The sequence below is a fragment of the Cupriavidus basilensis genome (genome assembly GCF_029335485.1).
In the GTDB taxonomy this organism is placed as follows: domain Bacteria; phylum Pseudomonadota; class Gammaproteobacteria; order Burkholderiales; family Burkholderiaceae; genus Cupriavidus; species Cupriavidus basilensis_E.
Genome location: NZ_JARJLM010000361.1, coordinates 1 through 20,353, shown reverse-complemented (window position 1 = coordinate 20,353; position 20,353 = coordinate 1). Strand labels below are relative to the sequence as shown.

Annotated in this window: 16 protein-coding genes and 3 pseudogenes; 12 read left to right on the top strand and 7 right to left on the bottom strand. The window is 62.3% G+C overall.

Features of this window, described 5'->3' with window-relative positions; translation table 11 throughout:
* Window positions 1–126 precede the first annotated feature (126 nt).
* On the bottom strand, window positions 127–1,404 hold the full coding sequence (locus P3W85_RS21635) for a metallophosphoesterase family protein (RefSeq protein ID WP_276266283.1): 1,278 nt from the start codon (window positions 1,402–1,404) through the stop codon (window positions 127–129).
* Window positions 1,401–2,711: a hypothetical protein gene (locus P3W85_RS21630; protein ID WP_276266282.1), complete on the bottom strand. Its 1,311-nt coding sequence runs from the start codon at window positions 2,709–2,711 to the stop codon at window positions 1,401–1,403. Before P3W85_RS21630 ends, P3W85_RS21635 begins: the two co-directional genes overlap by 4 nt.
* A gap of 517 nt (window positions 2,712–3,228) precedes the next feature.
* Between P3W85_RS21630 and P3W85_RS21625 the strand changes: the two genes are divergently transcribed.
* Window positions 3,229–3,411, top strand: coding sequence for a hypothetical protein (locus P3W85_RS21625; RefSeq protein ID WP_276266281.1), 183 nt, complete (start codon window positions 3,229–3,231; stop codon window positions 3,409–3,411).
* A gap of 401 nt (window positions 3,412–3,812) precedes the next feature.
* On the opposite strand, the gene P3W85_RS21620 is transcribed toward P3W85_RS21625, so the two are convergent.
* Entirely contained in the window at window positions 3,813–4,706 is an 894-nt protein-coding gene (locus P3W85_RS21620) for a LysR family transcriptional regulator (protein WP_276266280.1), read from the bottom strand.
* A gap of 346 nt (window positions 4,707–5,052) precedes the next feature.
* Here P3W85_RS21620 and P3W85_RS21615 point away from each other — a divergent pair, with 346 nt between their 5' ends.
* Together P3W85_RS21615 and P3W85_RS21610 are read left to right on the top strand one after the other, a co-directional pair.
* Complete coding sequence (locus tag P3W85_RS21615; protein ID WP_430869588.1) at window positions 5,053–5,532, top strand: (R)-mandelonitrile lyase; 480 nt, start codon at window positions 5,053–5,055, stop codon at window positions 5,530–5,532.
* A gap of 58 nt (window positions 5,533–5,590) precedes the next feature.
* Window positions 5,591–6,391, top strand: coding sequence for a carboxymuconolactone decarboxylase family protein (locus P3W85_RS21610; RefSeq protein ID WP_430869587.1), 801 nt, complete (start codon window positions 5,591–5,593; stop codon window positions 6,389–6,391).
* Between the two features lie 90 nt (window positions 6,392–6,481).
* Here the strand turns inward: P3W85_RS21610 and P3W85_RS21605 are convergent, their stop codons facing one another.
* Window positions 6,482–7,375, bottom strand: a complete 894-nt coding sequence (locus tag P3W85_RS21605; protein WP_276266279.1) for a LysR family transcriptional regulator — start codon at window positions 7,373–7,375, stop codon at window positions 6,482–6,484.
* A 2-nt stretch (window positions 7,376–7,377) separates the two neighbouring features.
* On the opposite strand from P3W85_RS21605, the gene P3W85_RS21600 reads away from it, so the two are divergent.
* From P3W85_RS21600 to P3W85_RS21560, 9 genes and pseudogenes are all read left to right on the top strand, one after another.
* Complete coding sequence (locus tag P3W85_RS21600; RefSeq protein ID WP_276266278.1) at window positions 7,378–7,779, top strand: hypothetical protein; 402 nt, start codon at window positions 7,378–7,380, stop codon at window positions 7,777–7,779.
* Window positions 7,780–7,913: 134 nt separating this feature from the next.
* Window positions 7,914–8,193, top strand: a pseudogene (locus P3W85_RS21595) (TonB-dependent siderophore receptor); the annotation flags it as partial.
* A gap of 761 nt (window positions 8,194–8,954) precedes the next feature.
* On the top strand, window positions 8,955–10,115 hold the full coding sequence (locus P3W85_RS21590; RefSeq protein WP_276266286.1) for an aldo/keto reductase: 1,161 nt from the start codon (window positions 8,955–8,957) through the stop codon (window positions 10,113–10,115).
* A pseudogene (locus P3W85_RS21585) lies at window positions 10,042–10,505 on the top strand (DUF2255 family protein). Before P3W85_RS21590 ends, P3W85_RS21585 begins: the two are co-directional and overlap by 74 nt.
* Window positions 10,506–10,868: 363 nt before the next feature.
* Window positions 10,869–11,984 carry an amidohydrolase family protein gene (locus P3W85_RS21580; protein WP_276266276.1) on the top strand — a complete coding sequence of 372 codons (1,116 nt, stop codon included), beginning with the start codon at window positions 10,869–10,871 and terminating at the stop codon, window positions 11,982–11,984.
* Window positions 11,985–12,092: 108 nt separating this feature from the next.
* On the top strand, window positions 12,093–12,854 hold the full coding sequence (locus P3W85_RS21575) for a glucose 1-dehydrogenase (protein WP_276266285.1): 762 nt from the start codon (window positions 12,093–12,095) through the stop codon (window positions 12,852–12,854).
* A gap of 117 nt (window positions 12,855–12,971) precedes the next feature.
* Window positions 12,972–15,374: a membrane-bound PQQ-dependent dehydrogenase, glucose/quinate/shikimate family gene (locus P3W85_RS21570; RefSeq protein ID WP_276266275.1), complete on the top strand. Its 2,403-nt coding sequence runs from the start codon at window positions 12,972–12,974 to the stop codon at window positions 15,372–15,374.
* 681 nt (window positions 15,375–16,055) lie between these two features.
* The gene (locus tag P3W85_RS21565) at window positions 16,056–17,039 is read left to right on the top strand and encodes a Bug family tripartite tricarboxylate transporter substrate binding protein (RefSeq protein ID WP_276266274.1); all 984 of its coding nucleotides are present in this window, start codon (window positions 16,056–16,058) and stop codon (window positions 17,037–17,039) included.
* Between the two features lie 332 nt (window positions 17,040–17,371).
* Window positions 17,372–17,647, top strand: a pseudogene (locus tag P3W85_RS21560) (TrbI/VirB10 family protein); the annotation flags it as partial.
* Here P3W85_RS21560 and P3W85_RS21555 read toward each other — a convergent pair.
* From P3W85_RS21555 to P3W85_RS21545, 3 genes are all read right to left on the bottom strand, one after another.
* Window positions 17,574–18,074, bottom strand: coding sequence for a DUF3363 domain-containing protein (locus P3W85_RS21555; RefSeq protein WP_430869589.1), 501 nt, complete (start codon window positions 18,072–18,074; stop codon window positions 17,574–17,576). The pseudogene P3W85_RS21560 and the gene P3W85_RS21555 overlap by 74 nt on opposite strands.
* A 151-nt stretch (window positions 18,075–18,225) precedes the next feature.
* On the bottom strand, window positions 18,226–19,470 hold the full coding sequence (locus P3W85_RS21550; protein WP_276266273.1) for a CaiB/BaiF CoA transferase family protein: 1,245 nt from the start codon (window positions 19,468–19,470) through the stop codon (window positions 18,226–18,228).
* Between the two features lie 408 nt (window positions 19,471–19,878).
* Entirely contained in the window at window positions 19,879–20,346 is a 468-nt protein-coding gene (locus P3W85_RS21545) for a MaoC/PaaZ C-terminal domain-containing protein (RefSeq protein WP_276266284.1), read from the bottom strand.
* Window positions 20,347–20,353: the final 7 nt, after the last annotated feature.

Below are 20,353 nucleotides of genomic sequence, written 5' to 3'. Positions count from 1 at the left end.
CAACGATCCGGAACTCCGTCGATAGAAGCCAACGACACCATCACGAGTAATCGTTTTATTGACGGATGGACGATTTCTAATCGAAATCTCACGCGTTTAATCGAACTTGGGTAATCCATCGAGAAATTACTGAGCCGCGTCAGCGCTCAAGAACTCCAGTTCATCCGCTGACGCGGCGTCCGCACTGTCCAGAAGCCTCTTTGCGATCTCCCCGGGCGCGTGGACACGCAGGGCTTCGAGGCAGCCGAGCAGTGGTCCCGGTTGGACCTCTGTCGCCCGCGCCCAGGCACACACCTTGTCCGCGAGGCTCGTGGATTGCGTGATCCCGGGCGACCGCGTGCGCACCACGGGCACGATGCGGCCCTCGAGCTTCACCTCTTTCGCGCCGGCCAGCGCCTGCAGAATCGCCGCGCGGTCGGCCTGGTGTCGCTCCTCCTCGCCGAGCGTCCAGCGCACGCGCACACTGGCATCCCGCAGGTCCTGCCCCGCCGCCGCTTCCCGCAGCGCGACAAGGTCAGGCGGCCCCTCAAAGACAATGTCGATCGTGCGGCGTGCCGGCGTCGGTACGAGAACGCAGTGTGCGCCGGCCCGATCCACGGTCCACAGCAAAAAGCCCTTCTCGCCGTCCTCACCATAGTGGAAGCGGCCGATCGAGCCGGCGTAGGCGATGCACTGGTGCCCTGCCCCGGCCTCCTGTTCCCATGCCTGGTGACGATGGATGTGGCCGAGTAGGAAAGCCTGCGCCTCTGCGGCGAACAGCGCGCCGGTCGTGAACTCGTGATCGAAACCCGCCATCGGCACGCCATGCTCGCTGATGCAGCCAAAGACGGTGCCGTGGGAGACCCCGATACAGGGAACGCCTTGTTCACGCGCCGCGCGGTGCAGCGGTGCGAAGCCGCGCAGCAAGGTGGCCAGATGCTCGCCGACGGCCAGCGCGGCATCCGTCGCGCCGACCGTGGCCGCCACCGTCGCCTTGTTGACCGTGGGCACGCAGGTGAACACCGCTCGGACCTGCGCCGGGAGCGCCGCGAAGGTCCACGCTGCCGAGGGATGCCACCTCCCCTGCGCGGTCAGCGCCACCTGTTCGATGCGCTCGGCCACATGCACGGGATGCCGCCCTCCCAGCAGCCTCAGAATTGCCAGGGTTCCCGGCAGCTCATGGGAGAAGGTCCCTTGCAGCATCAACACCGGACAGTGGTCGGCCAGGCGCCGCACCTGTGCAGCCAGGCGCGCGACGGCCGGGGCGTGCAGGTCCAGCGCATGGTCGGTCGCGTCGCCGGAAACGACCGCGGCGTCCACGCCTAGCGCAATGGCCTGGTCGATGGCCGCGCCGAAGCAGCGATCGGCCTCCGCCAGGGTCTTGTGGCCGTAGTGTAGGTCGGAAAAGTGGGCGACACGCATCATTCTGCCCTCCCGGCGCCTGCCAGCTGCAACTCTCTCTCGATCTTGTCGAGGTAGCCTTGCGGGTCGTGGCGATACCGTTCCAGTTCATCCCAAGCGCGTCCGCGCCCGTGCGGATTGATCTTCCAGCCCCGGCCCCAGCGCCGGTCGGCATAAGTCCGGTACAACTCGGGCTCGATCCCATAGGCCCGCACCCGACCCATCAACTGCTCCAGGCTCGGGCGGCCTTCACGCATGGGGGGATCGTCGCGGAAGGTTTGCGCCTCGTTCGCGAACCCGGTGGCCTGGGCTTCATCGGGTAGCTCGCTCGACTCAGCCGCCTCCGTAGCCCCTTGCAGGACCTGGCTGGCAAGCCGGGCCTGCACCAGGGCTGTCTCCGCGTCCTCGGACTCCCGCATCAACGTGGTGACGTCGACCGGCGCCTCCAGGTCGATGATCCACTGCGGCACCCGTACCGCCCGCCCCTGTTCGTCGATGTGCGCGACCTCCCTGAGCGTCTTGGTGAGAAAGAACGGTGTCCGCTGCCGGTCGAGAAAGCCGGAGATCCGGCCTCCGCGCAGAAAGGCCACGGTCTCGAACTTCTGGATTGCCGCCTGCATGGCGTAGAAGCTGTTCGTGTGCAGCTCGAAGGCACTGATCGAACGGATGCCCGGAATGAAGAACAGGAAACGCCCGGTCAGATTGCACTGACGCAGTTGGTACTCCCGACAGCGCTCCGGCTCGCAAAGCCCACTGTTGTCCGCGCGCTCCACGGACTTGCGCCCGCCAAAGAGCCGGATCGTGCGCCGCCCGGTATCGTCCGTGGGCACTGGAGCATGGCACATGCAATGGCGCACTCGGCCATCGGCTGAGTACTGCGACCAGTAGTGCTTCTCGTGCGCGCCCCAGGCGGCGAGCTCGTGCGGCATCACCGACGGCCAGTGGTCCGACGGGAAGACCACGGGGAAGCGATAGAGGCGTCGCCCCTCGCCCCGGTCCTCGCCGTAGCTGTCGAGAATCTGCCGCGCCAGGTCCGGGTTGGGGAAATCCTGGGCGCGTACAGTGAACCACGGCACGTTGCGCGGAACCAGCGGCGTCTTCAGACTCGGCAGCGCCTCGGAGATCGCACGCTCGATCTGCTCGAACGACTGACCGGCGGCCACGCCTTGCTCGTAGATTGCCATGGCCTTCGGTTCGCACGTGGCCTTCTTCGTGAGCACCTTGATACCGGCGCGGATCTTGCCGCCAGTGGAAATGCGGGTGGGACCTTGCCCAAGCAGGGTCGGGACGGCAACCGGGCCGCCGTGGACGGTGACGATGGCGTTCGCCATAATGGCGCTCCTTCAATGAACGTCGGGACAATCCGACAATTCATGCTCTCGCACACTTGGCCCGCTTCAACCCCATGAGAACGCCCGGTCCTGCGCCCTATGACTGGGGTCCAAACCCTGCAATTTTTGCCTCGCACGTCAACCGTTTGGGACCGCATTCACGAGGATGCACACAATCAGGAAAGTCGACTCTTCCTTCAAGTACGGCGCCGCGACACGGGAGCCGATCCGCGAGCGTCCTACAGTTTGTCAAAACGTCGGCCGGTGATTCCCTCCATGAAGTCACCGCCTTCATTTCAATCCTCGCCAGCCTCGGCCGCGAGAGAGTCAAACCGCGAAGATCGGTAAATCTCCTGAGATGCCGGACGGGCGCTGTGCCACAGGAAGCAGCCTTCACCTTGGGTCCGCCACCCTGCCCCGTGACCGCCTGCACCTCCTCTGCGGCACGCCGCGCCTTGCGCCACTGCGTTACTTTCTGGCTGTTGCAGGCGCGTCGAAATGCAGGGATGGCGTCACAATGCCATACGACCGCGGCATCGCGGACACGACCGACGCCCAGTTCGCCGTCCGGTGCCACCGCCTGGAGCGTGAAACCGTCAGAGGGCCTGACAATGCGAGCCACCGGGTATTCGTCGCGCAGCGCCTGCGCACGGGATTCGACTTCCTTCATCATCAGTTCGTCGGAATGGTGGGGTGCTGACAGTAGCCCTCGCCTAGCGATTCATTGAACGGCCCCCCCGTCTTGCAGAGTTGTGGGGACAACCCAGACATTGCGCGGTTTCGAACTCGACGTCTGCCAAGCGGCGGGCATATTGCCCGAGTTGCGCCTTGAGAGCGGCGACAGGTACCTTGTGAGTGACGATGCCGGCTAGCACGGCGCCCTGTTCGTCGGGGGGAAGCCCACCAGCACTACGGCATGGCCGATCGAATCCGTCGGCAGGTGAGTGCGTTGAGCACGGCGGGTGTACACGCGAGCAGTGCCAGCCGCCGCTCCAAGACGTCCGGTGACCAGCACATGGACCTATAGATTGGATTCATGAATCGGCCGGACGAGGCAACTGTACGCCTGGGGTCAGATGCAACGACTCGCCCGACGTCACACTAACGTCGGTAACGCAGCGTTTCGACGATCAGTGAAAGCGCGGGTGATGATTGACGGCGACTGGCATAGAAGATATGGAGCCCAGGAAAGGTTGGACACCAGTCCTCGAGCACGGGTCGGAGCCGGCCGCTGGCGATGTGAGGTAGCGCCAAATCCTCAGGCATATAGGCCAAACCAAATCCCGCCAGGGCTGCATCGAGAACCGGGTAGATGCAGTTGAAGGTCCATGCCCCCTCCACCCGGACCTGCAAGTTTCGTTTGCCCTTCTTAAGTTCCCAGGCGTACACGCCACCACGAATCGAAAAGCGCATGTTGATGCAATCGTGGTGGGTCAGGTCCGGCGGCGTCTTCGGTGGCGGATGCTTATCCAAGTACGAAGGCGCACCTACGATCGCCATGCGTATATCCGGCGTGATCTGGACAGCAGTCATGTCCTTGGCAACCTGATCGCCGAAACGAACGCCAGCGTCATAGCGTTCCGCCACTATGTCGGTTATTCCTGGGTCGATGGCGATTTCGATCTTGACGTCCGGATACGTCGGTTGGAGCTTTGATAGTTTGGGCCACAGAACCGTGTTCGCCGCGTAGTCGGACGTCGTAATGCGGACCGTGCCGGCAGGTTTGTCTCGGAGTTCCTCGAATGCCGCCAACTCCTCGGCGATTACCTCGAACCGGGGCGCCACGCTCCGGATCAAGCGTTCACCGGCCTCCGTGGGGGAAACGCTGCGAGTCGTTCGAGTCAGAAGACGCAGTCCCAACCTCGCTTCCAATGCGCGGATGGTGTGGCTCAGAGCAGACTGGGATACGCCGAGTTGCGCCGCTGCGCGAGTAAAGCTCCGCTCGCGTGCAACCGCGAGAAATGCAAGGATGTCTCGGAAGTTCTCGCCCGACATATATGTGCTCAGCTTATCAAGTCATGCAGATTATACGGCCCACTCTTGCTGCACAACGGTCTGTGTATGGAGCGGGGTCAGCGGGCTGGTCTTGGAACGATGCGCTAGCAGGAATGCTAGAGCCGATACGCGATCAAGGCAAATCATTCATGATTCCCATTTATAGGTCCATGCGTTTTCATCTGGCTAGTTGCAGATCCAGTCGTCTGGTAAAAGAACCTCTTCTGCCTACGAACAATAGCGCATCACGATTCGCCAATAGCCACTGCGACAGGCGCGTGTCTGAGTGGGGCGGCGGATTTGCTTCACCACGCTTTTATCTGCTGCACTCATCGGAGCCGCTCGTATGAAACCACTTGCCGCGATCGCGACATCGCTTCTCCTGCTTTCTTCTGCAGCCGCCCACGCGGATCAGGTAGCCTCTTCCAGAATGACCGTCACGCCGAACGGTGCGCAATCTTCGACCAGGGGGCCAGCCGAGTACTTCACAGGGGCCGTCCGCGTCGACCCACTGTTCGGGCCGACAGCGCCATCCCAAACATCCGCCGGCCAAGTCACATTCGACGCCGGTGCCCGCTCCGCCTGGCACACCCACCCGCTCGGCCAGACCCTGATCGTGACGTCCGGCACCGGCTGGGTGCAGGAGTGGGGGGGCGAGAAGAAAGTAGTCAGGCGGGGCGATATTGTCTGGTGCCCGCCTGGCGTGAAGCACTGGCATGGGGCGACGGCGACCAATGGCATGTCGCACATCGCTATTCAGGAAGTACTTGACGGCAAGAACGTCGAATGGATGGAGAAGGTCACCGATGAGCAGTACAACAAGTAAGAGTCAAAGCTCGCATGTGCCGCTTGAGGCAGGCGCTTTCCTGAAAAAGGCTCCCAAAATGACGATTCTCACCGTGGTACTCGCATCGGCGTCCCTGATGCTTGGGGCTTGCGCACAGACCACCAAGGCGACAGACATGCAAACGACCCGTACATTTCCGATCGCGCCAACGCTGGAAGAGCTTCGCGCGGTTTCACCCGGGTTTGAGCGATACACGACCGATACGCTTCTGGGGGATTTGTGGAAGCGTCCCGACCTGCCCCCAAGAGACCGCAGCATCGTGACCCTCTCGACGCTGATCGCACGCAACCAAGCGATCGAATTGCCGTACCACCTGAACCTGGCGCTCGACAATGGCGTCAAACCCGGGGAGATCTCCGAAATCATCATTCACCTGGCGTTTTACTCCGGATGGGCGAATGCAACGTCGGCAGCTGCCGTTGCAAAGGACGTGTTTCAACGGCGCGGGATCGGGGCCGACCAGCTCCCCCCTGCGTCGGGCGGTCGTCTCCCGCTGAACGAGACCACTGAAGCACAGCGCGCATCTCAGGTCAGCGCGAACTTCGGCTCGGTTGCGCCTGGGGTCGTGCAATACACCACCGACGTCCTGTTCCGCGACGTCTGGTTACGCCCAGGCCTGGCGCCGCGAGACCGCAGTCTGGTGACGGTCAGTTCCCTGATCGCGTCCGGCCAGGTTGCGCAGGTCGCCTACCACCTCAACAGGGCCATGGACAACGGACTGACGCAAGCGCAGGCCTCCGAGGTGCTTACACATCTGGCGTTCTACGCCGGTTGGCCGAACGTGTTTTCTGCGCTGCCGGTCGCCAAGGAGGTCTTTGCGAATCGCCCAAGCCGATAGGCATGCCAGCACGTGCGGATGTTGCCTAGCCGTCCGTCGGAGCGATCCCGTCGGAGATGGGACGCAGCTCCGACGGGATACGGCGTTGCTCTATGGCTTGTAGCGCAAAGCCTCGATCAGCAAGGTCATGGCACGCGAAGGTTGGTGTCGGTTCGGATAGTAGAGGTGAAATCCGGGCCATATTGGACACCAGTCTTCGAGAACTGACACGAGTTGCCCCTTCGCAATATAGGGACGGACCAGGTCTTCCGGCAAATAGGCAAGTCCAAAGCCGGCCTTCGCAGCATCGAAAATGTCGTAAGCATTGTTGAAGACAAGCGGTCCGTCCACTCGAACACTTAACGCGCGCTTCCCCTTGACGAACTCCCATTCGTAAATGCCACCGCGGGTCGAAGTGCGCAGATTGATGCAGGGGTGTTCAATCAGATCATGTGGTTTTTTCGGCACTGCTCGCTTGGCGAAGTAGGACTTCGCGCCGATCACCGTGTTGCGAACGTCAGGCCCGATCCGCACCGAGATCATGTCTTGTGCCAATTCTTGACCGAATCGGACGCCGGCATCATAGCCTAGTGCGGCAATGTCAACACTTGCGTATTCACTGATCAGTTCGACTTTGATATCGGGATACTGCGGAAGGAACTTCACCAGCTTCGGCCAGAGGACGCTCCTGATCGCGTAGTCAATGGCTGTGATCCGGATCGTTCCCATCGGCTTGTCACGAAGCTCGCTTAGCGCCTTGATTTCTGCCTCGATCTCATCGAACTGGGGGGCGAGACGATCAAGCAGCCGCTGCCCGGCCTGAGTGGGTGCGACGCTGCGGGTGCTGCGCATGAGCAGGCGAACGCCCAGCTTCGCTTCCAGTTCGCGAATGGTGTAGCTCAGCGCCGGTTGTGACACCCCAAGCAGGGCCGCCGCCTGGGTGAAGCTACGCGCACGTGCAACGGCGATGAAGGCAAGTAGGTCGCTGAAGGTGTCGCGCGGCATTGATGAATACCTTTTATAAACTCCTGCCAATTCTACTGGCTAGTTGCCAGTTCTCCTACCCGATAGAGTTCAACGATTCGGCGCAGGCATACACTCCTCGGCTCCGACAACGCGATGCACCGCCGAGTGGAACGGATTTCTCCGGTCTGGGAGTCGAAAGGGAAGGAAATGAGAAGGCAGCCATTGCGGATGATGTTCGGCGCGTCCATTCTCTCCCGGTTCTGGATGCGTACGCGTACGTTCAACTGCCGAAGTTCGCCAAGTTGCCTGACTCAAGCCGCCTGGACGCCATCGAGAACTCGCCGAACTATGCCGATGGGGCGTTCAAGAACCTGACTCCGACGCCAATGCTCACGGGCGACAGCAGTTTTGCTCACGTGCTCCTGAGCAATGTCTTCAGCTGAGTTGAGCGGCGCGCTCCCAATGCAGCCATTCCTTCCGTGAAGGCGGATCTGAAATCCTTGGACCGCGACGCGGTTGTCTGGCTGGGACACACCTCTTACTTCGTTCAGGTCGGAGGCAGACGGATTCTTATTGATCCGGTAACCGCCTTCCCGGTATCGCACGCCAGTCGCTCTTCGCTTCATTTGGTTGGTTTCCGCCGCAAGGTTGGCGCGCAAGTATCGAACTGTATGCAGTCGGCAGCGTCCAGGCCAACGACCGAAGTATGGCAAGCGCTCCGAGCTACGCTGTCGCCGCTCCATGTGCGGCAATGGACGCAGTGGGAGTTCAATGCCTTTGCGCGAGTGGACAACCTCCTCGATCACCGCTATGCCCGATCGGTAAATGTGAACGAAGGCGATGCCCGTTACCTCTAGCCCGCGCCCGGACGCAACGGGACGGTAGGAGCTGGGGCCGCATATCGGTTCTGCGGCGCATGCCGCGCCGGTCCGTATGAAATCGTACCTGATCCATTCTCGCCGTCACCGCCTCACCGCATGCGGCTCTTCCTGGCGACGAGATTGATGAGTTGGATTTATAGGTCCATGCGAACTCAGATAGCTAGTGCGTGTCACTGCAGCGTAGTACATTCAAAAAGCCGGGCATCAGAAGGACAATCGTCGGCCCGAGCAGCTTGAATTCTGTGGCCAAGTTCGGATGGTTTGAAGAAGCGATTGGCATCGCGTCAGCTTAACGGCGCATTTGCCATCCTTGTGAAAGCCGTGGGGGTTGAAGTGTGCGATCAATGTAGCGACAAGAGTCACAATCTCGCTGAGCCGAGCGCGAGCGTACGACGTTCTCGCCCATACAGCACTGGAGATTCGAGCCCGGCCTGCGTGTAGGTGCGATTGGGATGAGCGGCCTCGGCCATGTCTCAGTGAAACTCGCCGTGGCGCACCGAGCGGAAGTAACGGTATTCACGACTTCGCCCGGAAAGATCGCCGATGCCATGCGCCTGGGCGCGCGCGAGGCCGTTCTATCGAGCGATGCCGATCAATCCGTCTGGACCAGATCACCCACGCCTTCGACCGCATCGTCAACAACGGCGTGCGCTATCGCCTGTGATCGGCTTTGCCTCGTCGAAATCCCCGGTATGACACGGAGACCCTATTCCGTCAGCGTCAAAGGAGTAAACCCGATGAATGACCAGAAGCCATCCGGCCGCCGCGGCTTCCTGAAAACGAGCGCGACGATTGGCGCAGTCGCGTGTGCGCCTGCTGCCGTGGGCAGTGCTGCGGCACAGCAGACACAGGCATCGCCGTCGGGACTCGGCATTGCAATCGATCTGCCCGCCATCACCCAACGCCGCACCCTGGGCACTGGAGTCGCTCGCATGGAGGTTTCCGCGCTGGGTTTTGGCGTGATGGGTATGAACTACAACCGCGGCCTCCATCCGGATCGCAAGGCAATGATCGCTCTGCTGCACCAAGCTGCGGAGCGCGGCGTCACGCTGTTCGACACGGCTCAGGTCTATGGGCCGTTGATCAACGAGGAACTGGCAGGCGAGGCGCTGTACCCCTACCGCAACGAGGTGAACGTGACCACCAAGTTCGGGCACGTCATCGTTGACGGCAAGTACCAGGCCGGTAAGCTCGACAGCCGTCCAGAGAGCATCCGCCGCGTCGCGGAGGAATCGCTCAAGCGTCTCAGGGTCGAGGCCATCGATCTCTTCTATCAACATCGCCTTGACCCCGAAGTGCCAATCGAAGACGTTGCGGGTGCCGTGAAAGACCTGATCCAGCAGGGCAAGGTGAAACGCTTCGGTCTTTGCGAGGTCGGCGCGCAGACCATCCGCCGCGCCCACGCCGTGCAACCGCTGACCGCCGTGCAAAGCGAATACCACCTGATGTGGCGTGAGCAGGAAAAGGAAGTCTTTCCGGTACTGGAGGAGCTCGGCATCGGGTTCGTTCCCTACAGCCCGCTCAACCGGGGCTTCCTCGGCGGCGCGATCAACGAATACACCCGCTTCGATTCCGGTAACGACAACCGCAACACCCTGCCGCGCTTCACCCCGCAAGCGATCCGTGTGAACCTGGCCTTGGTCGAAGTGCTCAACGCCTTCGGCAGACCCCGGGGGGCGACGTCCGCGCAGGTGGCCTTGGCGTGGCTGATGGCCCAAGAGCCATGGATCATTGCCATTCCGGGCACGACCAAACTGGCGCATCTGGACGAGAACCTCAGAGCGGCCGACTTGACGCTGACGCCGGACGAGTTGCGCGAACTCGATGGCGCCGTCTCGAAGATTCAGATCATGGGTGATCGGTATCCCCCGGAGCCGCAGAAACAGGTCGAAAGCTGAAGGTGTTGCACGCATGTCGCAAGGAGAATTGGCAGTGGAATGGTCGCAGGAAGAGTTGCACAAGTTAGCGGAGTCAGATGATCTGCACGTCTCCTCGTTCCGCGAGGACGGGGTGACCTACGGCACGCCAACGTGGATCTGGTCGGTGGCAGTCGATGGCGCCCTGTACGTGCGCGGCTACAACGGGCGGTTCGGCAGAAGGCAGGACGGATCACCGCTGCTGGCATGACGAAGGACGTTGTCTTTGAACCGGTGAACGGCCCGATCAACGATCTCGTCGATGACGCCTACCGGGCGAAGTACGCCAGCAGCCAGTACCTTCGTCCCATGATCGGCGCGCGCGCTCGCGCCGCTACGGTCAGGATCGTTCCCAGCCCTGGTCACTCTTAAACCGAACCCCTGGAAATGGAGTCAGCGTGAAGGTCTTACACCTTGTCCTTGCGAGGCTTGCCCTGGTGAATGGCTGCGCTGCCCCGGCTGCAACGAACTGCTGGTCGCAGCGCTCGGGGGGCGCGGAGTCTACGTCGTTGATGTAGCGGCCCGGACGCTGAGGCCTGTGCTCAGTTCGGGCGACCGTACCCGGGACGTGCTGCCCGTGGGGCGGGATCTGTACGTTGAGGCTGTCACCCAATCAATAACAGCCGCACTGGAGTCCTTGCGCTTTGCAGTCAGTCGCCGCTTGGCGCGCTGGATCCGCAGCACTACGTTCTTTGGAATCTATCGGACCGTCCCAACCCGCCAGCGACATCCAGCATGAACCGCAGATACCTACTTTCACTCGCACTCACGTCGATGGCTCTACCGGCGGTGCGTGCTCAGACGCTGTCGTCTGCGAGCTTTCGCCAAATGCTGGTCGGCCGCGACGAGGCCATCATTGAGCCGGAGATCCCGATCATCGACGCCCATCACCATCTATTCGATCGACCCGGACTGCGTTACATGATCGATGAATACTTGGCCGACGCGCGTGCAGGCCACCGGATCGTCGCTTCCGTTTACGTCGAGACATTGGCTTTCGCGCGAACCGATGGCCCAGAAGTTCTTCGACCGCTCGGTGAGATCGAGTTTGCAAACGGCGTAGGAGCGATGTGTGCGAGCGGGCGATATGACTGCCGAGCCTGTGCCGCGATCGTGGGGCATGCCGATCTTAGGCTTGGCGATCAGGTGGCCGAGATGCTCGATCGCGCGATGGAACGTGCGCCAGAACGATTCCGCGGAGTCCGTCAAGTCACCATCGAGCACCCGTCTGCAGCACCCTATCGATTCATCCCAAACAGGCCACCGCGCGGGGTGATGAGGACCCCGGGCTTCCGCCCGGCCTTTGCACATCTCGTCAAAAGGGGGCTGACCTTCGACGCGGCTGTATTCCATCACCAACTGCAGGACGTCATCGACCTTGCGGATGCCTTCCCCAACGCCACCATCGTGCTGAACCATTGTGGCCATGCCATGGCGATGGATATGGACGAACAAGGCAGGGCTCAGGTGTTTCAGGAATATCGCAAGTTGATGATCGAGGCAAGCCGGCGTCCGAATGTCTACTGCAAGGTGGGCGGCCTGGGGATGCCCTTCTGGGGTTTTCGTTTCGAGGAGCGCCAGGGCCCCATCGGATACCTCGAACTCGCGACCGCCTGGCGCCCCTATGTGGAGACCACCATCGAGGCGTTCGGCGCCGGCCGCTGCATGATGGAAAGCAACTATCCCCCGGATGGTCGGTCCGCTGGCTTCGTTCCGCTCTGGAACGCCCTGAAGCACGTCGTGCGGGCTGCCTCGGCCGCAGACAAGGCCGCGTTGTTTCATGGGACAGCCGCAAAGGTCTATCGCATTCGCGTGCCCGGCGTGGAGGTCTCAAAGACGCCGGCGACATAAGCCCTTGTTGTGAGCGAAGTCACCGCTCACAGCGTCCTGGAGCAATGGGCCATCAATATCGCCCAACCGATACCAACAAATCTGTACTTGACCAAAGGGAATGAGATCATGAAATTCTGCTTCGACAATCAAGTTGCACTCGTGACCGGCGCAGCGTCGGGCATGGGTCTGGCCACGGCCAAGGCTTTCGCCGACGCCGGCGCCGCCGTTGCATTGGCAGACCTGAACGGCGATGGCGCACGCGCCGCTGCCGAGGCACTGGTCGCAGCAGGCCACAAAGCCATCGGCATTCGTTGCGATGTTGCCGATATGGGCGAGGTCGAAGCGATGGTGAACGAGACGGTTGCCACCTTCGGGCGACTGGACATGGCATTCAACAATGCCGGTGTACAGAGCCCTGTCGCGGAGACCGCCGACGCCGACGCCAAGGACTATGATTTTGTGATGGGGGTCAACCTGCGGGGCATCTGGAACTGCATGAAGTTCGAGCTGCTGCAGATGCGCAAGCAAGGCAGCGGCGCCATCGTGAACAACTCGTCGCTCGGCGGCCTCGTCGGGATCGCGGAGCGAGGCATCTATCACGCCTCCAAGCATGGCGTTGTAGGGCTGACCAAGAGCGCCGGACTCGAATACGCCCTCAAGGGCATCCGCATCAATGCCGTGTGCCCCGGCATCATCGAAACGCCGATGGTCTCGGGCATGCTGGAAACGCAGCCAGAAGCCATGGCAGCACTGATGAAGGAAGTGCCAATGGGCCGCCTCGGTCGCGCCGAGGAGATCGCGGATGCGGTGCTGTGGCTGTGCAGCCCCGCCTCTAGCTTCGTGATTGGGCATGCCCTCCCCGTGGATGGCGGCTACACCGTGCGCTGATTGGCCGACGCGTCGGCAAGCACCTTCGACGCATTGAAAAGGCGCTCACCAGTCACCCCATCATCGTATAGCAGCAGTCGTTCGACTACTGCCGTGCTCAAACAGGAAATGCACCGCATGCACAAAGATCCTTCCACCCCTCGTCGTTCGCAGGCGAAATCGCTGGGAACCAGAGGAATCGCGCTGGTCGCGCTCGGCCTGACGGTCGCGGCGATCGGGCTATTCATGCTGGGTGGAGGGATCCGCCTCATCACGCTCGGCGGCTCCTGGTATTTCGCGCCGGCCGGCCTTGGACTGACGGTCGCAGGTGCTCTCATCGTGCTGCGACGCCCTCTGGGTACGGCGATCTACCTGGCGGTCTTCGCCGCCACGGTCGCCTGGTCGGTGTGGGACGCGGGGCTCGCATTCTGGCCGCTGTTCTCACGACTCTTTGCGCTGGCCGCTGTTGCGCTCCCCTTGGCTTTGCTCATGCCCGTCAGGCGTGGCGGCGAGCGTTCGGCGCCCCCACGGCCGGCCTACCCGTTGGCAGCCGTGATCGCCATGGCCTTGGGCGCAACGCTCTATAAGGCGTTGCTGCCACAGCCGATCCAGACGGCGGATGGCGCACCCGCGCCCGTTCCGGGCGCCGCCGTGGGAACCGTGGCCGGCGCCGACTGGCGCTACTACGGGCGCACACCGTCCGGAACGCGACATGCACCACTGAACCAGATCACCCCCGAGAACGTTGCCGGCCTTGAGGTCGCCTGGATCTACAGGACCGGCGAGATTCCGAAAGGCAGCCAAGGACATGTCGTGACCCCACTGCATGTCGATGGGGTGCTATATGGCTGCACGCAATCGAGCCAGATCTTCGCCCTAGATGCAGACACCGGCAAGGAGCGCTGGCGCTTTGACCCGAACTCGAGCGCCAACAACGTCTATCCACGCTGCCGGGGCGTGGGTTATCACGATGCAGCCGCAACCGCCTCGTCTCAGACCTCCGGCGCCGCACTGGCGGCGTGCACGCGCCGCGTCATCGCCACGACCGTAGATGCGCGCATCGTGGCGGTGGATGCGCTGACCGGAACGGCCTGCGCAGATTTTGGCAACAACGGCAGCGTGAGCCTGCGCGTGGGCATGGACGATGCCAATCCAGAACTCTACTTCCCGACCGCAGCGCCGACGGTGGTGCGCGATCTCGTGGTGGTCGGCGGGCTGGTCTGGGACAACCAGAAGGTGGGCGAGCCGTCTGGCGTTGTCCGCGCCTTCAACGTGCGCACGGGCGCGCTAGTCTGGGCCTGGGACCTCGGCAATCCGGCGCTCACAGGTCTGCCGCCCGAGGGCAAGAGCTATACGCCCGGCACGCCGAACGTCTGGTCCACACCGGCCTTCGACGTAGCCCTGGGCCTTGTCTACCTGCCCACCGGCAATGCAACCCCGGACTTCTGGGGCGGGCATCGCACGGAGGCGGACGACCGCTATTCGTCGTCTATCGTCGCGCTGGACATCGCGACCGGACGCGAGCGCTGGCGCTTCCAGACCGTGCACCACGATCGCTGGGACTATGACGTGCCCTCGCAGCCCGCGCTATATGACGTGCCGGACGGCCGTGGCGGCACGACCCCGGCACTGATCCAGACCACCAAGCGCGGCCAGATCTTCATGCTCGACCGACGCAACGGCACCCCCATAGCTAAGGTGGAAGAACGACCTGTACCCCAGGGCGGTGCGCCCGACGACCGGAGCGCCCTCACACAGCCGTACTCGGTCGGAATGCCATCCATCGGCACGGAGCCACTCAGTGAGCGGCGCATGTGGGGCCTCACCCCGCTCGACCAGTTGGTCTGCCGGATTAACTTCCGCAGGGCACGCTACGAAGGCGAGTTCACGCCGCCGAGTGAGCGTCTGACTATCCAATATCCTAGCTGGCTGGGGGGCATGAACTGGGGCTCGGTCTCCATCGCTGAGAACCTGGGGTATCTCATCGTCAACGACACCCGCGTCGCGATCTGGAACCGGCTGATCCCACGCAAAGCTTACGACGATGCCGCCAAGAGCAACGGTGGCCATGAAGGCGGTGCCCCGCAGCAGGGCACGCCCTGGGGCATCGAACAGGGTCGCTTCCTGTCACCGCTGGGCGTTCCTTGCCAGGAGCCGCCTTACGGCACCATCAATGCAATCGACCTGGCCACGCGCAAGATAGTCTGGTCGATGCCGCTGGGTACCACCGAGGAAACCGGTCCGCTGGGCATTGCCACGCGGCTGCCTATGCCGATCGGCATGCCGACGCGAGGCGGGCCTGTGACGACTTCCTCCGGTCTTGTCTTCATGGCCGGATCGCAGGACTACTACTTCCGCGCATTGGATGTCCGAAGCGGGCGGGAGCTTTGGAGGCGGCGTCTACCTGTGGGTGCTGAAACGACGCCGATGACCTATGTGTCGCCGCGCAGCGGCCGCCAATTCGTGGTCATCAGTGCTGGCGGCAATTCCTCGACGACTCAGAAGGGAGACTACGTGCTGGCTTTTGCGCTGCCCAAGTGAAGCAGGAGCGCGCTCGCCCACGGCGCACGCGCGAAACGGCTTCTTTCTATTACGGTCGGCCAGCCAAGACTACTGACTGGGCCGGCGCATGCCCGCGACTGCATATATGTTGATTCGACCTGATTCTCGATTTTTGGAAGATTCAGAGGATCAAACGGAAAGTCTTGGCTGCCGTCCGATTTTCCAAGACATCGATCCGAGGCGAACTGCAACGAGGGCCAATTCCGGACCATGGCCTGAAGGCCGAGTCCATTGCCGGCTCGCATCTTTGGCTTGACATAAGCCATTCTCATGCCGTGCCGGCCATGTCAGGGCCACCCCGAATTGCGCACGCCGCGCCGACATGTCTCTACCGACAACACGCGGTGTCCTCGCAGACGACAACCTGACGACAGCGACGCTGCGCGGCAGGAAGGCACTTCACCGGCCGCAAGACGGCTGATCGTCCCGCGATCCCGCGCAAATGGAGACATTCCGCCCGATTATCGTTGCAGAAACCTCGAGGCCGCAAATCGGGTACGGTATTTGCTGTAGATCACGAGGCAAGGCAACGTACCGGCGCGGAAACGCAGGCGGGAGCGATGCGTGATTTCCGCTCACGCCACCTCGCCCCAACCGTTTCCACCGATCCCGGACTTATGCACCGGCGGGCCTGCCCCGACAACTCAGGAGACAACCGATATGATCAAAGCTGACATCAGGACGGCGCTTGCGCAGGTACTGGGCGGCGCCTCGCTCGCCCTCGTAGCTATTGTGCCGGCCCATGCGGTCGATCCGTATCCAACCAAACCCATCCGCATCGTGGTAGCGTCGGCGCCCGGCGGCCTGCTCGATATGGTGACCCGGATGGTCGCCCAGAGAATGGAGACGAAGCTGGGCCAGTCGATCGTGGTCGAGAACCGCTCCGGCGGTGGCACCCTGGTGGGCATCCGGTCCGTACGCAGCGCCCCGGCAGACGGATATACCTTGCTCGCCGTGACCAATACCATCACCGGGCTACCCGCCGTCAAGCTCGAACCCGGCTACGATCTACTGAAGGATTTCACAGGAATCGGGCCGATGGCCCGCTCGCCTTGGATGATGGTGGTCGGCGCCAGCCAACCGGACAAGAATGCGGCCGACTTCATCGCTCGCGCCAAGGCCCAGCCCAACGCATTGTCGTTCGGCTCGAACGGCTTCGGGACGACGCCCTACTTTGCAGCGCAATCCTTCCTCCAGCGCGCAGGCGTGAAGGCGCTGCATGTGCCATATAAGGGCAATAGCGCGGTCTATCCCGACCTGATCAGCGGACGCGTGACCATGATGTTCGACGGCGTGGGCAGCGCCGCCGCGATGGTCAAGGGGGGCCAGATTCGCGCGCTGGGAGTCAGTTCCACCAAACGATTGCCGGCATACCCCGACCTCCCCACCCTCGCCGAGCAGGGTCTTCCCAACTACAGCTCGTATTTCTACGTCGGCCTGTTCGCGCCCGCGCGGACGCCGAAGGATGTAGTGCAGAAGCTGTCGGCCGCGATGCAAGCGTCCAGCAAGGAACTGCATGACCGCCTGGAGAAGGACGGCATCGAGCCGATGGCGGTATCGCCGGACGAGTTCAACCAGTCGCTGAAGCGAGAACTGGCCGAGATGGCCAAGCTCGCCGCGGACCTCGGCATCCAGAAGGAGTAGGGAGATTAGGTGACCACCAATCAACAGGGGGAACTCCTTCGGCTGTGTGGTTGCCACATACCTCCTGAAGAGCGGTGGCTGCCGGTCCCGAGCGGCAGCGCATGGTGTCAATTCATGCGCCTGTTCACGCGCGGGTACGGTTCGGCGGCCTTACCAGGCCGGGATGCCTTCGGCGATCGCCGGGACATACCGCGGACAACGTTGGAACGCGAGGTATTCCTCGCGTATGCACTGGGTCACGAGCTCCGTTTCCCGATCGAACACCTTCGTAAACGGTCGGCCACCGAGTCATGGCGCCAAGTAGGTAGCCCAGTGTGATTCGGGCAGAGCCAGTACAGATGGTTTGGAACCGGACCATTCAGCCGGACACGTCGTCGCTGACGCCGGACAACCTTGTGGGCACCGATCTTGCCGTCTATGCCGGCCTGGAGGATGACGTGGATCGGCACTGGGGACGCATTTTGGCCAGAGCGGCACTGACCACACTGCTGGGCGTGGGCGCAAATCTGGCCACGCCGCGGAACCGTGGCCGTGTCATAGACCGGCTCCGTCACCGTAGCGATCACGTCGCCTGGCAGGTCGGACTTGAGGATCGCGTTCGTCCGATGCCTGCGTCTTGGCCACCACCAGGTGATAATCGATACGATAGAGGCCATCGGCTGCCAGTGCGGAGACGTTCTTGTCAGCAGCGCGAACGTCCGCCGAGCCCCGCGCTTCGACCATAGCCCCCACCTGGAACTGCATCAGTTTGGTTCCGGCCGGCAATGACGCATCGTGGGCTTTGCCGTCGATGCCATCGACTACCAGATAGCCCTTGCGATACAGCTCGTCGGCCAAGCCCTCGGCCGCCACTCGGCCGATAACGGTATTGGCGCTTTCGCCGGGCTGGAACACCGTGAAATCCCGTTGCTGGCCCCGCATCGCCCGCTGCCTGGTGCCGATGATGTCGCCGCTTTCGCCAATCGCCCTGAGAACAGGTTCGGCATCGGCTTTGACCGCCCAGACACCGAGCCGGAGTTCGGTTGCCAGCCCCATGCGCTGCACGCGTTGCAGACGGCCGAGCAGCAGCACACGCTGCTGCCGCTGTTGCGGATCACCCGCAGGCAGATCGACATAGTTCAACCCGGCTTGCGCAGCTGTTGCCATCTCACCATTTTGGATGGCGCAAGATGGAGGCGTATCCGCTTCAGCAGACGCCATTCCTACTCAATTCGCTGATCTTCTCTTCGCTGTATCCTAGTTCGCGCAGAATCCGACCCGCATCGGTACCGCCGTCAGGCGTGGCCCGCCGGATGCGTCTGGGAACACCGTCGAAGTTTAGCGGCGAAGCCAGCAAGTGCATCTTCCCGAGCACTGGGTGTTCCACCGGCGCCGCCATGCCGAGCACTTTGACCTGCTCGTCCGCGAATACCTGATCCATGGTGTAGATCGGTCCGCACGTGACGCCAACGGCGTTCAGCCTTTCGATCCAGTAGTGTGCCGGCTTCGTCCGCGTCACCTCTGCGATCCTGGCATGAATCTCTACGCGGTTGGCACTGCGGCCATCCCTCGTGCTCCACTCGCTCTTGTGCGCCCAATGCGGCTTATCAATGACCTCACACAGTTTCGGCCACATCCGGGAGGTGGGCGCGGACATCGTAACGTGTCCGTCCAGCGTGGGAAAGACGTCAGTCGGGATGGCGGTGGGATGCTCGTTGCCTACGCTGCGGGGAACTTCCTTGTCTACTAACCAGCGCGTCGCCTGGAAATCCAGCATGAACAGCAAGCTCTCCATCAGGCTGGTGTGAACCCAGCGCCCCCGACCTGTGCGCTCCCGCTCATAGAGGGCCATCATGATGTTCAGCGCGAGCATGTTTCCAGCGGTCAGGTCTCCCACCGCGATACCGGTGCGCAGCGGGCCGCCCCCCGGAATTCCGGTCACGGACATGAGGCCGGTCATGCCCTGAGCAATGTGGTCGAATCCGGGACGGTCCCGATAGGGCCCGGTCTGCCCGAAGCCGCTGATGCTGCCGTAGATGAGGCGGGGATTGATGCGACTCAGGTCTTCGTAGGCTATGCCTAACCGGTGCTTCACCATTGGTCGCATGTTCTCGATTACCACATCGGCATTCTTCACCAAGTCCATCAGGACAGCCAGACCGTCGGGATTCTTCAGGTTCAACCGAAGCGAGCGCTTGTTGCGGTGAAGATTCTGGTAGTCGGAGCCGCGCTCCCTGCCAACTACGTCCTCCATGGCCGGAGAACCGGCCGGCGCCAGTGGCTGTTCCACCCGGATTACATCCGCCCCCCAATCGGCAAGATGGCGCACGGCCGTGGGACCAGCCCGCGCAAGCGTGAGGTCGACGACCTTTAGTCCAGCTAGAGGCAAATGGCCTTCTGGAGAGGTGTGCGATGTGGTGGCCGCGCTGGTGAAATCGGATATGCCGGTCATAAGACTCTCCTGTCGGGCAGGCTTGAAGTTAGTTGGGATCATGTCGCTGCGCCCGGCATTCGTCCAGATCGAGTTTCTTTTGGCCCTCATACCGATTGGCATGCCTTCCATCTGGTTTGGGAGCCCAAACCAAAAGAGCCTATACAGTGCTCGGTTGAGGTGACTGATCGTGTTGTTGCCGAGAAATGCCCGAGAAATGTCGAAGTCGACCAAGCGGCCGCTGATAGGCAGGCTCCATCTCCGGATACCGGCTGTAATGACGGATAGCCCCGCGGCATATCGCCAATTTGATCATGCAGACGCGCCGCGTTGTAGTGCGCGTCCGCTGGAGTGCCGGACCAGCGCGCCGCCCGCCTTCACGGGACCGCGCGCGCCCGGCATCCGCGCGGCCTGCAGACGATGCGCGCGTCAGCCGCCGCGGCGCCGGTACAGCAAGGTGGCGGTCATCTCCTGCGCGACCGATCCGTCCTGCTTGATGCACTGACGCCGGAACGTGACGACGCCCCTGTCGGGCTTACTCGACGCCTTCTTGTCCACCACGCGTGAATGCAGCCGGATCGTGTCGCCGTGCTTCACCGGGCCGAGCATCTTCCAGCCGTCGATCTGCAGCAGGGCCAGCAGAGTACCGTCGTTGATGCCGCTCGCGTATTGCAGTCCGCCCATCACCGCGTACACCAGGGGACCGTGGGCAATCGGCTCGCCGAACTGGGTAGTCTTGCAGTATTCAAAGTTGGTGTGAACCTCGTTGAAGTCGCCCGACAGGCAGGCGAAGTTGACGATGTCAGTCAGCGTGATCGTTCGGGCGGGACTGACGAATTCCTGCCCGACCTCGAAATCCTCGAAGTAATGTCCTCGGGGGGATGGCGTGGTGGTCATGTCTTTC